General features: G+C 65.7%; 10 protein-coding genes and 1 riboswitch. Of the genes, 6 read left to right on the top strand and 4 right to left on the bottom strand.

Translation table 11 applies throughout. The features are described from left to right. Both DU475_RS20055 and DU475_RS20050 read left to right on the top strand, forming a co-directional pair. Positions 1 to 2005: M23 family metallopeptidase (locus DU475_RS20055; protein ID WP_205524473.1), on the top strand; the 2005-nt coding region annotated here is incomplete at its 5' end. 150 nt (positions 2006 to 2155) lie between these two features. Then, entirely contained in the window at positions 2156 to 3784 is a 1629-nt protein-coding gene (locus tag DU475_RS20050; RefSeq protein ID WP_164633111.1) for an NHL repeat-containing protein, read from the top strand. Between the two features lie 150 nt (positions 3785 to 3934). Here DU475_RS20050 and clpB read toward each other — a convergent pair whose 3' ends face one another. Then, complete coding sequence (gene clpB, locus DU475_RS20045) at positions 3935 to 6574, bottom strand: ATP-dependent chaperone ClpB (protein WP_164633110.1); 2640 nt, start codon at positions 6572 to 6574, stop codon at positions 3935 to 3937. Between the two features lie 225 nt (positions 6575 to 6799). On the opposite strand from clpB, the gene DU475_RS20040 reads away from it, so the two are divergent. Then, a complete protein-coding gene (locus tag DU475_RS20040) occupies positions 6800 to 7588 on the top strand; it encodes an MOSC domain-containing protein (protein WP_164633109.1) in 789 nt (262 codons plus the stop codon). Positions 7589 to 7645: 57 nt separating this feature from the next. On the opposite strand, the gene DU475_RS20035 is transcribed toward DU475_RS20040, so the two are convergent. The 3 genes from DU475_RS20035 to metX all read right to left on the bottom strand — a co-directional run bounded on the left by DU475_RS20035 (position 7646) and on the right by metX (position 10515). After that, the gene (locus tag DU475_RS20035; RefSeq protein ID WP_164633108.1) at positions 7646 to 8392 is read right to left on the bottom strand and encodes an NlpC/P60 family protein; all 747 of its coding nucleotides are present in this window, start codon (positions 8390 to 8392) and stop codon (positions 7646 to 7648) included. 222 nt (positions 8393 to 8614) lie between these two features. Then, complete coding sequence (gene metW / locus DU475_RS20030) at positions 8615 to 9310, bottom strand: methionine biosynthesis protein MetW (RefSeq protein WP_013504299.1); 696 nt, start codon at positions 9308 to 9310, stop codon at positions 8615 to 8617. A 2-nt stretch (positions 9311 to 9312) separates the two neighbouring features. Further along, entirely contained in the window at positions 9313 to 10515 is a 1203-nt protein-coding gene (gene metX, locus DU475_RS20025; protein ID WP_041807538.1) for a homoserine O-acetyltransferase MetX, read from the bottom strand. Positions 10516 to 10618: 103 nt separating this feature from the next. Beyond that, positions 10619 to 10698, bottom strand: a riboswitch (SAM riboswitch). A gap of 203 nt (positions 10699 to 10901) precedes the next feature. Here metX and DU475_RS20020 point away from each other — a divergent pair. The 3 genes from DU475_RS20020 to DU475_RS20010 all read left to right on the top strand — a co-directional run. After that, positions 10902 to 11747 carry a chorismate mutase gene (locus DU475_RS20020; RefSeq protein ID WP_142883539.1) on the top strand — a complete coding sequence of 282 codons (846 nt, stop codon included), beginning with the start codon at positions 10902 to 10904 and terminating at the stop codon, positions 11745 to 11747. A 42-nt stretch (positions 11748 to 11789) separates the two neighbouring features. After that, on the top strand, positions 11790 to 12887 hold the full coding sequence (hisC, locus tag DU475_RS20015) for a histidinol-phosphate transaminase (protein ID WP_164633107.1): 1098 nt from the start codon (positions 11790 to 11792) through the stop codon (positions 12885 to 12887). Further along, on the top strand, positions 12884 to 13307 hold a 424-nt coding region (locus tag DU475_RS20010), incomplete at its 3' end, for a prephenate dehydrogenase/arogenate dehydrogenase family protein (RefSeq protein ID WP_164633106.1). The genes hisC and DU475_RS20010, both read left to right, overlap by 4 nt.

Below are 13307 nucleotides of genomic sequence, written 5' to 3'. Positions count from 1 at the left end.
GGTCGGCTTTATCGTCCTTGGGCACGAGCCGCCGCTTTCCGTCGACGGCTCCGAGGCCGCGGTCATCGACCGCCGGCGCGTTTCGGTGCAATGGTTCAGCGGTACGATCCTGACCGGCCTGTGTGGAGCGGCGCTAATCGGCGGCGCGGTGTTCGCCTCGCTCGACGGCGAGACCACCTTCGCCAAGGCGCCCGAACTGGTGCAGGCCGCGCTGCGCGGCGCCTTCGGGGCCGACAAGACCGCCGCCCTGCACAAGAGCGACCGGCTGCCGCCACCGAGTGAAGCCGCGCTGGCGCGTAGCGTCATCAGGGTCTCCACCGTTTCGCGCATTGGCCACCGCGACGTCGTCCGCGTTCGCCCCTTCGTCAAGATTTCCGGCAACCTGTCGCTGACCACCAGCGATCTGTCCGCCAAGATTCCCGCCTTCAATGCCCAGCGCATGTTGAGCGACGTCGGCGCTCCGGCGCAAAGCGCCGAAGACGCGCAGAATCCAGACGCTGTCGAACCCGACGCCGAAGTCTCCTTCGTGACCCGCGATCTCGGCACGGTGTTGCCGCGGGCCAAGATCGCCGGGCAGATCGCGCCCGATGAGATCCTGATGCGGGTTCGGGACGCCGCCAATTGGAAGGGCAACAGCGGCGTGCGCTACGCCAGCGCCGCTGCCGGTGATTTCGGCGGCGACGTCAAACTGGCTTATGCGCCGGAAGGGCCCTCGGCCGATCCCTACGCCGGCTTCGAAACGCGAATCGTGCCGGAAAACGTCACGCTGCTGCCGAAGACCAAGGAGCAGGTCACCGGCGGCAACCCGACCGGCGAGCGGACCCACATCGTCAAGAAGGGCGACAGCGTCGTATCGGTGCTGCGCGACCAGGGGGCCGCCGAAGAAGATGCCCGTGCGGTCGCAGCCGCGCTCGGTGCGCGCGGCCGCGACGGCGGCCTCAAAGAAGGCCAGAAGCTGCGCATCCTGATGGAATCGTCGGGTCCCGGCAAACCGCAGCAGCCGTTCCGGGTGATCGTCGCGGGCGATTCGACGGTCGAAGCCGTGGCGGCGCTTTCCGATCTCGGCCGCTACGTCGCGGTCGACGTGCAGAGCCTCAACACCGTCAGCGACACCGCCGACAACAGCGAGGACGACGAGGACGACGGCAGCGGCGTCCGGCTCTATGAGTCGATCTACGAGACAGCGCTCCGCAACAAGGTGCCGCAGACCGTGATCGACGACATGATCCGGATCTACTCCTACGATGTCGACTTCCAGCGCCGCGTGCAGGCCGGCGATTCGTTCGAAGTGTTCTACGCCGGAGACGACGAAACCACCGCGACGATCGAAAAAAACGACGTGCTGTTCGCAGCCCTCACGGTCGGCGGCGAGACCAAGAAATACTATCGCTTCCAGACTCCGGACGACGCCGCGGTCGACTTCTACGACGAGACCGGCAAGAGCGCGAAGAAGTTCCTGGTGCGCAAGCCGGTCAACAACGCCATCATGCGCTCCGGCTTCGGCGGACGCCGCCATCCGATCCTCGGCTACGTCAAGATGCACACCGGCGTCGACTGGTCGACGCCCTACGGAACGCCGATCTTCGCCTCGGGTAACGGCGTGATCGAGAAGGCAGCCTGGGAAGGCGGCTACGGCAAATACATCCGCATCAAACACGCCAACGGCTACGAGACCGCCTACGGCCACATGTCGGCTTTCGCCAAAGGCATGGAGCCCGGCAAGCGCGTCCGTCAGGGTCAGGTGATCGGCTTCGTCGGTTCGACCGGGCTGTCGACCGGCGCCCACGTCCACTACGAGATTCTGGTCAACGGCCGCTTCGTCGACCCGATGCGCGTCCGCCTGCCGCGCGGCCGCTCGCTCGACGGCCAGATGCTGGCCGCATTTGAAAAAGAGCGCGACCGGCTCGACGCAATGATGACGGGCCGCGGCGGCGGACGTCTCGCCGAAGACCTCACCGCGTCGGCCCCGGTGCGAACCTCGTCGACGTCGCAGGCGCGACGCTGATCCGCGCTTAGTGTTACACTAAGGCCTCTCTGCTCGCACGCATTCCGCGGCGAGGAATCTGCTGCAGCGCGGCTTCGATTCCATTTGCCAACCTCCGCCCCCCGCCGAATACTCTCGCCATAACAACGAGAATATCTCGGAGGGAATGCAATGAAGGGCAAACTTGCGCTCGGCGCGAGTGCGTTGACGATCGGCCTGCTGACGCTGTCCGGCGCACATGCCGACGGCTATCAGGTCACCAGACTGGTCCAGGGCTCGGCGTTTCACGGCGTGCACGGCCTTGCGGTCGACAAGGCCGGCAAGCTGTTCGCCGGCAGCGTCGCCGGCGCGGCGCTGTACGAGGTCGATCGCACCGCAGGTACCGCCAAGATCGCGGTGCCGACGCCGGAAGGCATGGCCGACGACATCGCGATCGCGCCGGACGGCACGATGGCGTGGACCGCGTTCCTCACCGGCGATCTCTATGCGCGCAAGGGCGACGGCCCGATCAGGAAGCTCGCCTCCGGCCTGCCCGGCATCAACTCGCTCGCGTTCCGCAAGGACGGGCGGCTGTACGCCACCCAGGTGTTTCTCGGCGACGCGCTGTACGAGATCGATGTCGAGGGTGCCAAGCCGCCACGCAAGATTATGGAGAAGATGGGCGGCCTGAACGGCTTCGAATTCGGGCCCGACGACAAGCTGTACGGCCCGCTGTGGTTCAAGGGTCAGATCGTCAGGGTCGACGTCGACAAGGGCGAGCTCAGCGTCCTCGCCGACGGCTTCAAGGTGCCGGCAGCCGCGAACTTCGACTCCAAGGGCAATCTGTGGGCGCTCGACACCGCGCTGGGTCAGCTCGTCAAAATCGATCCGAAGACCGGCGCCAAGCAGGTGGCGGCCCAGCTCAAACCGTCGCTCGACAACCTCGCGATCGACGCTGACGACCGCATCTTCGTCTCCAACATGGCCGACAACGGCATCCAGGAAGTCGATCCCGCCACCGGGACGGCCAAGCAAGTGATCATCGGCAAGCTTGCGTTCCCCGGCGGCATCGGCGTCGTTTCCGACGGCGGCAAGGACACCATCTATGTCGCCGACGTCTTCGCCTATCGCACCGTCGACGGCGCCAGCGGCGACGTGCGCGAAGTGGCGCGGATGCACGCCGACGGCACCACGCTCGAATATCCGATGAGCGCCACCGCCAAGGGCGACGAGGTGATCCTGTCGAGCTGGTTCACCGGCACGGTGCAGACGATCGACCGCAAGACCGGCCAGAGCCGCGACATGCTGCACGGCTTCAAGGCGCCGTACGATGCGATCAGGCTCGGCGACGGCAGGCTGCTGGTCGCCGAACTCGGCACCAAGTCGCTGGTCGAAGTCTCGGGCGAGCACGGCAAGGACCGCAAGGCGATCGCGACCGATCTCGCTGGTCCCGTCGGCCTTGTGCTCGGCAGCGACAACGCGGTGTATCTGACCGAAGCTCTCGCGGGCCAGATCAGCAAGATCGATCCGGCGACCGGCGCCAAGTCCATCGTGGCCAAGGACCTGAAGATGCCCGAAGGCATCGCGCTGGCGCCGTCCGGCAAGCTGATCGTCGCCGAAGTCGGCGCCCAACGCGTGATCGAAGTCGATCCGGCCAGCGGCAAGGTCACCGAACTCGCCGGCAATCTGCCGATCGGCCTCGTCCCCGCCCCCGGCCTGCCGCCGACCAACATGCCGACCGGCGTCGGCGTCGGCGCTGCCGGCACGATCTACGTGTCATCGGACATCGAGAACGCGATCTACAAGATCGAGAAGAAGTAGGCCGAAACGCGACGTGCTCCGCAGCGGTCACTGCGGAACACGTCGTCAACTTCTCATCCTGTCATTGCGAGGAGCGAAGCGACGAAGCAATCCAGGCTCGGTACACGGAGCCTCTGGATTGCTTCGCTGCGCTCGCAATGACGACGCGCGTCAGTTCAGCATCCGCTTCGGCGGCCGTCCGGTGAACGGCTCGATGTCCGCGCTGTGCGGCGGGGCGCCGTTGAAGGTCAGCACGCCGCCTTCGGTCGAGATCGCGACGTGGTCGCCGTCCTTGACCGAGCCTTCCAGGATCATCTCGGCGAGCGGGTCCTGGACGCTGCGCTGAATCACCCGCTTCAAGGGGCGGGCGCCGTAAGCCGGATCCCAGCCCTTTTCGGCCAGCCAATCGCGGGCCGAGGCGTCGAGGTCGAGCACGATCTTGCGATCCTCGAGCAGCCTGGTGAGCCGCGCGAACTGGATGTCGACGATCCGGCCCATCTCGCTCTTCTGCAAGCGGTGGAACAGGATGATCTCGTCGACGCGGTTGAGGAATTCGGGGCGGAAGTGGGCCCGCACCATTCCCATCACCTGCTCCCTGACCGCCGACGTGTCCTCGCCCTCGGGCTGATTGACCAGATACTCGGAGCCGAGGTTGGAGGTCATCACGATCAGCGTGTTGCGGAAGTCCACGGTGCGGCCTTGTCCATCAGTGAGACGGCCGTCATCGAGCACCTGCAGCAGCACGTTGAACACGTCCGGATGCGCCTTTTCGATCTCGTCGAACAGGATCACCTGATACGGCCGGCGCCGCACCGCTTCGGTCAGCACGCCGCCTTCGTCATAGCCGACATAGCCGGGAGGTGCGCCGATCAGCCGGGCCACCGAGTGCTTCTCCATGAATTCCGACATGTCGATGCGGACCATCGCTGTCTCGTCGTCGAACAGATATTCGGCGAGCGCTTTCGTCAGCTCGGTCTTGCCCACGCCGGTCGGACCTAAGAACATGAACGAGCCCATCGGCCGGTTCGGGTCCTGCAGGCCGGCGCGGGCGCGGCGCACCGCGGTCGAGACCGCGTGCACGGCCTCGAACTGCCCGACCACACGCTGGCCGAGCTGCTCTTCCATCCGCAGCAGTTTTTCCTTCTCGCCTTCGAGCATCTTGTCGACCGGCACGCCGGTCCAACGCGACACCACCTGAGCGATGTGATCGGCGGTGACCGCCTCCTCCACCATCTCGCCGGCGTTCTCGTGGGCTTCGATGTCCGCGAGCTTCTTTTCCAGCTCGGGAATCCGGCCATAGGCCAGTTCGCCGGCGCGCTGATATTCACCGCGACGCTGCGCATTGGCGAGTTCGATCCGCAGGCCGTCGAGTTCGCTCTTCAGCTTCTGGGCACCCGCGAGCTTGTTCTTCTCCGCGCTCCAGCGCTGGGTGAGCACCGCCGACTTCTCCTCGAGCTCGGCGAGCTCCTTCTCCAGCGCCACCAGGCGGGTTTTGGAGCCGACGTCGCTCTCCTTCTTCAGCGCTTCCTGCTCGATCTTCAGCCGCACGATCTCGCGGTCCATCGAATCCAGCTCTTCCGGCTTGGAGTCGACCTGCATCTTCAGCCGCGCCGCGGCCTCGTCCATCAGGTCGATCGCCTTGTCGGGGAGGAAGCGGTCGGTGATGTAGCGGTTCGACAGCGTCGCCGAGGCGACGATCGCCGAGTCGGCGATGCGCACGCCGTGGTGCTGCTCGTATTTGTCCTTCAGCCCGCGCAGGATCGAGATGGTGTCCTCGACCGTCGGCTCGTTGACGAACACCGGCTGGAAGCGCCGCGCCAAAGCGGCGTCCTTCTCGACGTGCTTGCGATACTCATCGAGCGTGGTCGCGCCGATGCAATGCAGCTCGCCGCGGGCGAGCGCGGGCTTCAGCAGGTTCGACGCGTCCATCGCGCCGTCGGCCTTGCCGGCGCCGACCAGGGTGTGCATCTCGTCGATGAACAGGATGATGCCGCCCTCGGCCGCGGTGACCTCGTTGAGCACGGCCTTCAGCCGCTCCTCGAACTCGCCGCGATACTTCGCACCCGCAATCAGAGCGCCCATGTCGAGCGCCAGCAGCTTCTTGTCCTTCAGGCTCTCCGGCACGTCGCCGTTGAGGATGCGCAGCGCCAGCCCCTCGACGATCGCGGTTTTGCCGACACCGGGTTCGCCGATCAGCACCGGGTTGTTCTTGGTGCGCCGTGACAGCACCTGGATGGTGCGGCGTATCTCCTCGTCGCGGCCGATCACCGGGTCGAGCTTGCCGTCGCGCGCCGCCTGGGTCAGGTCGCGGGCGTATTTCTTCAGCGCGTCATAGGCGTTCTCGGCCGTCGCCGAATCCGCGGTGCGGCCCTTGCGCAGGGCGTTGATGGCGGCGTTGAGGTTCTGCGGGGTGACGCCGCCCTTGGCGAGCAGCTTGCCGGCCTCGCTGTCCTTGTCCAGCGACAGCGCCAGCAGCAGCCGTTCGACGGTGACGAAGCTGTCGCCCGCCTTCTCGGCCGCCTTCTCGGCAGCGTCGAACGCCCGCGCGGTGGCCGGATCGAGATAGACTTGGCCGGCGCCCGAGCCGGACACCTTCGGCATTTTGCCGAGTGCGTCTTCGGTCGCCTTCAGGATCGCGCGCGAATTGCCACCGGCGCGGTCGATCAGACCGCCCGCGAGCCCTTCGGAATCGTCGAGCAGAACTTTGAGAATATGCAGCGGCGAGAACTGCTGATGCCCCTCGCGGACAGCAAGCGACTGCGCCGACTGGATAAAGCCGCGCACACGTTCGGTGTATTTTTCTACGTTCATTGTTTTGGTCCCTCAGCCTGTCCCCGGCGCCTTCAAGAAGCACGCGCGTCGACATCTTCATTGGGGTTCCGCCGGCCGCGCTGACATTCCTCAGCCGGGGGCGGTCGTCACCGTGCGGACCGCGACGGCTTGACGGAAATGTGGGCATCTGTTCCGGCAAACGAAAGACCCCGGCTCACATTTTCGTGGGCTGCCGAAGCCATCGCGATCCCCTAAACACCTGCCATGACAGACCTTGCGCTCGCCTCCGTCGCCTCGATCTACCGCTATCCGGTCAAGGGCTTGTCGCCCGAGCCGTTACCCACCGTGGCTCTGGATGTCGGCCAGACCTTGCCCGGCGACCGGACATTCGCCATCGAGAACGGGCCGATCGGATTCGACCCGGCCAATCCCCGCTACTTCCCGAAGATCCGGTTCCTGATGCTGATGCGCAACGAGCGGCTTGCCGCCTTGCGCAGCCGCTACGACGCCGCGACCGGCGAGCTCAGCATCACACGCGACGGTACCGAGGTCGTTCGCGGCGACCTACAGACCGATGCCGGCCGCGCCGCGATCGAGCAGTTCTTCGCCGGCTATTGCGCCGACGAGCTACGCGGCCCGCCGAAGCTGCTGGCCGGCCAAGGCCACAGCTTCTCGGACGTCGCCCGCAAGGTGGTGTCGATCATCAACCTGTCGAGCGTCACGGCGCTGGAAGCCATGATCGGCCGCCCGGTCGATCCGCTGCGCTTTCGCGGCAATCTATATGTCCAGGGCTGGCCCGCTTGGCACGAATTCGACCTGATGGACCAGACGCTGCTGATCGGCAGCGCCCGGCTCAGGATCGTCAAACGCATCGTCCGCTGCGCCGCCACCAATGTCGACCCGCAGACCGCCGCCCGCGACATGGCGATCCCCGAGACCCTGCAGCAGAACCTCGGCCACGCCGACTGCGGGGTCTACGCCGAAGTGATCGAAGCCGGCTCCATCGCCCAAGGCGATGCGGTGCAGATCGAGCAGGCGGAGCTGTTCGCGTAACACTGCCCGCGCAAAGCGTGAGTGACCGCACGTCGGCCTTGAGGGAAGCGCCTCGCCTCAGCTCGACGGCATCACATAGGCGTAGATCCGGCTCTTCGAATACACCGCCTCCGCAACACGACGGCCGTGATTGCCGGAGACTACGATCGGGTTGCCGTTCGCATCGATGCCGCTGACCACGCCGACGTGGCCGCCACGCTTGCCGCGCGACATCACCGCGATCGCGCCGACCTGCGGACCGGAGATGCGCTGGCCGTAGCGCGCGAACGAGCTGGCCATGTCCGATCCGGTGCCCTGATGGCCGGTGCGCTCCAGCACCATGTTCATGAAACGCGCGCACCACAGTGCGCGCCGACCGGTCGGATTGCCGCTGCCGATGTAGCTCCGCGCTGCGGCCACCAGGCTCGACCCCGCACCGCCGCCGGTCCACGACTGCGATTGGAAGTCCTGCTGCTGGGCGGCGAGGCGCTGACGCCGACTGGAGCGCTTCTGCGTCGCGGGCTGCAGCTGCGGCTGCGCCATCGCGGCCGAGACATCCATGGCCGGATCGTTAGCGGGGAAACCGAAAGTCGACGGCGCGACCTCCGCCTGCTGCTGCGCAATGCGGCCGTGACGGCGCCAAGCGTGCGAGCGGCGATGATGGTGCGCGTGACGAGACGCGGTGTGATGCGAATATTTGGACGCGTGAGCGTGATGACGATGCAGCGGCTTGGCCGATGCGGGAGCGGTGATCAACGCGAGCGCCACGAACGACAGGGCGGCAGCGACGAAGCGGAACAATCCAAACGCAGAAAACACAACCATACAGACTCTCTCTCCCGGAACTCCTCGAGACGCGCCGACCCGCACGAGCCGACATCGGGGTCGACGCGTTAATCGATCGGGGATGGCGAGAGGATGGCTTTGAGATAGCGAGAGTCGGATTTTAGGGGAAATTTCGAGGAAATTTCATGATACGCAACATTTTTACACGCATCGCGTGCGGCGAACTGATCACCGCACGTATTAACGACTTATTAACTAGGACTAAGGTGCTACGTAGTCGGCGGCCTGCAGCGGCGGTTTTTTCTGCGCGCGGCTGAGCAAAAACACCCCCTGCTCACCGAACATATTCCAGAACCACCACGGCGCGTTCAGCCGCAGCGGCCGACCGTAACGGTCGAGCGCCACCGCGCGCTCCATCTTGACGCCTATCTCGTCGCACAGCCCGACGAAATCCTTGATGGTGCAGAAGTGAATGTTCGGCGTGTCGTACCAGGTGGCCGGCAGGTTCTCGGTCCGCGGCATCTGACCGTGGATCAAGAGTTGCAGCCGCATGTTGATGTAGCCGAAGTTCGGAAACGACACGATGGCGCGTCGCCCGATCCGGAGCAGATTCTCCAGCACCTCTTTCGGCTGCCGCGTCGCCTGCAGCGTCTGCGACAGGATCACGTAGTCGAACGCATCATCGACGTAGTGATCGAGGTCGGTATCGGCGTCGCCCTGCACCACGGCGAGACCGCGCGAAACACAACGGTTGACGCCCTCGCGCGACAGCTCGATGCCGCGACAGTCGACGCCGCGGGATTCGAGGAGCTGCATCAGGTCGCCTTCGCCGCAGCCGACATCGAGCACCTTCGAGCCGGTCTCCACCATGTCGGCAACCAGCAGATGGTCGGCGCGATGCACGCGCAGTTGCGGGCGCGCGTGATCTTCCAGCGGCAAGCCTTCCTGCACCGACATGGTCAGTGCTCCGCCTTGCCGAGGCCGCGCGCAGTGCCCGCCGATTGCAGGAAAGCGCGGGCGATATCGATGAACTCCGGCTCGTCGAGCAGGAATGCATCGTGGCCCTTGTCGGTCACGATCTCGGCGAACGAGACCCGTGCGCCGCCGGCGTTCAGCGCATGGACGATGGCACGCGACTCCGAGGTCGGGAATAGCCAGTCGGAGGTGAACGACACCACGCAGAACCGCGTCTGGGTGCCGCGGAATGCAGCGGCCAGCACACCGTCATGATCGGCGGCGATATCGAAGTAATCCATCGCGCGGGTCAGATACAGATAGGAGTTGGCGTCGAACCGCTCGACGAACGACGAGCCCTGATAGCGCAAGTAACTCTCGACCTGGAAGTCGGCATCGAACGAAAACGTCGGCAGGTCGCGATCCTGCATCTTCCGGCCGAATTTGCGATGCAGCGCTGCGTCCGACAGGTAGGTGATGTGCGCGGCCATCCGCGCCACCGCGAGGCCGCGATGCGGGAAACATCCGTGCTCGAAATAGCGACCGTGCTGCCAATCCGGATCGGCCATCACCGCCTGGCGGCCGAGCTCGTGGAAGGCGATGTTCTGTGCCGAGTGCCGGGTCGCGCAAGCGATCGCCAGCGCCGAGAACACTCGCTCGGGGAACGCCACCGACCATTGCAGCACCTGCATGCCGCCCATCGAGCCGCCGACAACGCAGAACAGTTTGTCGATGCCGAGCCGGTCGATCAGCATCGCCTGAGCGCGGACCATGTCGGGAATGGTGATGACCGGAAAATCCAGTCCCCAGGCCTTGCCGGTGGCGGGGTTGGTGGATGCGGGACCGGTCGAGCCCATGCAGCCGCCGATTACGTTGGAGCAGATCACGAAATAGCGGTCGGTGTCGATCGGCTTGCCGGGACCGACCAGGGTCAGCCAGCCGCCGGGCTTGCCGGTAATCGGATGCACGTTGGCGATGTGCTGATCCATCGTCAGGGCGTGGCAGACCAGGATGGCATTGCTCTTGTCGGCGTTCAGCGTGCCGTAGGTCTGGTAGGCGATCTGGAACGGGCTGAGCTCGATGCCGCAATCCAGCGACAGCGGCTGGTCGGCCCCGAACTGCGCGATGAGCGAATGCGGGTGATCGACCTCCTGGGTCCGCTCGCCGGCGGCGATCTTCTGCCCCTTCACCGAATGGATATTCATCATACGCCTGCCAACGGCCTCGACACCCGGGGACACCCCGGTTCGACCTCAGATAAGAACGGCAGGGCGAATAAAAAACCCGGCCTGAACATCGGTTCGGCCGGGATCGGAACTGTCCCCGGCCTGTTTAGCGAGTTGTTTAACGTGGCTGCAAGCCGGCCGGCTCAAATGACCACGGGATCGCGTGGACTGTAGTCATGAAGGGCCGGGCCGTCAATATTTGGGATAGCGCGTGCGCCGAGCGCGGCGCACCTCTCCCGCCTGCGGGAGAGGGAGCCTGCTGCGGTTCGCGGTCGCGCCCTGCCCCAAATCCAAATTCCTTTGCGTTCAATCGTCTGGTTTCCTAAGCAGAATGTCGTATCGCGTCTCGCCTGAAGGTTCTCAAAGCAATGACCCAGCCACCCTCGCCGCCGTCGCTCGCCGAGCTGCGCCAGGAGATCGACAGCATCGACGAGCAGGTGCACCGGCTCTTGATGCAGCGCGGCGACATCATCGACCGGCTGATCGCGGTGAAGCAGACCCAGGAGGTCGGCTCGGCGTTCCGCCCGGCGCGCGAGGCCGACATGATGCGGCGCCTGGTGCAGCGGCATCACGGCATCCTGCCGCTCGACACCGTCGAGAGCATCTGGCGGGTCATCATCGCCACCTTTACCTATGTGCAGGCGCCGTTCTCGGTGCACGCGGACCAGTCGCTCGGCGAAAGCGCGATGCGGGACTCCGCCCGTTTCCATTTCGGCTTCACGGTGCCCTACGTCGCGCATTTCTCGGCCTCGGCCGCGGTCGAAGCGGTGGCGAAGTCCAAGGGCGATCTGGCGCTGGTGTCGGCGACCTCGGGCAACAATCCGTGGTGGCTGGCGCTGGAAGCCGACGGCGCGCCGAAGATCATCGCCCGCCTGCCCTTCATCGAGCGCGCCGACCACCCGGCCGCGCTGCCGGTATTCGTGGTGTCGCGGGTCGCCGACAGCGCCATGGTGACCGAGGTCGAGACCTGGAGCATCCGGGTGTCGGGCTGGAACGCCGATACCGCCCGGGCGCTGTCGCCGCTGGCCGACGTCGTCGCGGTGCCGGATACCGCTTTTGACGGCGCCGCGCTGCTGGTGTCGATCCCGGCACCCGGCGGCCTCGATCAGATCAAGGCTGCCCTGATCGCAGCGGGGGCCTCGGTCCGTTCGTCGGGCCTCGTCGGCAGCCACGCAAGGCGCTATACGGTGCCCCCGAGCGGCAAGTCCGCGTAATTACCGGACCTCAGCCGCCCGACGATTTTTCCGGAGTTGACGATGTCACGTCCCGTGCCGAATCCCGGCATCCTCGATATTGCGCCCTATACCCCTGGCAAGAGCCCGGTGGCCGAACCCGGCCGCAAAGTGTTCAAGCTCTCGGCCAACGAGACCCCGTTCGGCCCGTCGCCGCACGCGATCGCGGCCTATAAGAGCGCGGCGGATCATCTCGAGGACTATCCGGAAGGCACCTCGCGGATCCTGCGCGAGGCGATCGGCAAGGCTTACGGCCTCGATCCCGACCGCATCATCTGCGGCGCCGGCTCGGACGAGATTCTCAACCTGCTGGCGCACACCTATCTGGCGCCGGGCGACGAGGCGATCTCGAGCCAGCACGGCTTCCTAGTGTACCCGATCGCCACACTGGCGAACGGCGCCAAGAACGTGGTGGCGCCAGAGAAGAACCTGACCACCGATGTCGACGCCATGCTGGCGGCGGTGACGCCGAACACCAAGCTGGTGTGGCTCGCCAACCCGAACAATCCGACCGGGACCTACATCCCGTTCGACGAGGTGAAGCGCCTCCGTGCGGGTCTGCCCAGCCATGTCGTGCTGGTGCTGGATGCCGCTTACGCCGACTACGTGATGAAGAACGACTACGAGCTCGGCATCGAGCTGGTGTCGACTACCGAGAACACCGTGCTGACCCACACCTTTTCCAAGGTGCACGGGCTGGCCGCGCTGCGGATCGGCTGGATGTTCGGCCCGGCCAACATCGTCGACGCGGTCAACCGCATCCGCGGGCCGTTCAACGTCTCGGTGCCGGCGCAGCTCGCCGCCGTCGCGGCGATCCAAGACACCGGCCATGTCGAGCGTTCGCGCGCCCACACCGACAAATGGCGCAACCAGCTCGCCGAAGAACTGCCGAAGCTCGGCCTCACCGTTACGCCGAGCGTGTGCAACTTCGTGCTGATCCACTTCCCGACCACCAGGGGCAAGACCGCGGCGGACGCCGACGCGTTCCTGACCAAGCGTGGCCTGGTGCTGCGCGCGCTCAACAATTACGGCCTGCCGCATGCGCTGCGCATGACCATCGGCACCGACGAAGCCAACGCGCTGGTGCTCGAAAACTTGCGCGAGTTCATGGGCCAGCCATGAATTCTGCGCCGATGTTTCGCAAAGTCGCGCTGATCGGCTTCGGCCTGATCGGCGGTTCGATCGCGCGCGGCGCGAAGTCGCTCGGCCTCGCCGGCGAGATCGTCACCACCGCGCGCTCGGCAGAGACCCGGGAGCGGGTGCGCGAACTCGGCATCGTCGACCGGGTGGTCGAAAGCAACGCTGAAGCCGCCGAGGGTGCCGATCTCGTCATTCTGTGCATTCCGGTCGGCGCCTGCGGCGATGTCGCCCAGGAGATCGCGCCGCATCTGCAGCACGGCGCGATCGTCTCCGACGTCGGCTCGGTCAAGGGCGCAGTGGTCAGGGCGATGGCGCCGCATCTGCCGGAGGACATTCACTTCGTCCCGGCGCATCCGGTCGCCGGCACCGAGAACTCCGGCCCGGATTCCGGCTTCGCCGAGC

This window comes from Rhodopseudomonas sp. WA056 (assembly GCF_010906995.1).
Classification (GTDB): Bacteria; Pseudomonadota; Alphaproteobacteria; order Rhizobiales; family Xanthobacteraceae; genus Rhodopseudomonas; species Rhodopseudomonas palustris_G.
The sequence above is the reverse complement of the archived record's forward strand: the minus strand, read 5'-3'. Positions and strand labels throughout refer to the sequence as shown.

Coding starts and splice junctions, on each gene's coding strand:
- DU475_RS20050 (WP_164633111.1), top strand. CDS start 2,156: ATGAAGGGCAAACTTGCGCTCGGCGCGAGTGCGTTGACGATCGGCCTG.
- clpB (WP_164633110.1), bottom strand. CDS start 6,574: ATGAACGTAGAAAAATACACCGAACGTGTGCGCGGCTTTATCCAGTCG.
- DU475_RS20040 (WP_164633109.1), top strand. CDS start 6,800: ATGACAGACCTTGCGCTCGCCTCCGTCGCCTCGATCTACCGCTATCCG.
- DU475_RS20035 (WP_164633108.1), bottom strand. CDS start 8,392: ATGGTTGTGTTTTCTGCGTTTGGATTGTTCCGCTTCGTCGCTGCCGCC.
- metW (WP_013504299.1), bottom strand. CDS start 9,310: ATGTCGGTGCAGGAAGGCTTGCCGCTGGAAGATCACGCGCGCCCGCAA.
- metX (WP_041807538.1), bottom strand. CDS start 10,515: ATGATGAATATCCATTCGGTGAAGGGGCAGAAGATCGCCGCCGGCGAG.
- DU475_RS20020 (WP_142883539.1), top strand. CDS start 10,902: ATGACCCAGCCACCCTCGCCGCCGTCGCTCGCCGAGCTGCGCCAGGAG.
- hisC (WP_164633107.1), top strand. CDS start 11,790: ATGTCACGTCCCGTGCCGAATCCCGGCATCCTCGATATTGCGCCCTAT.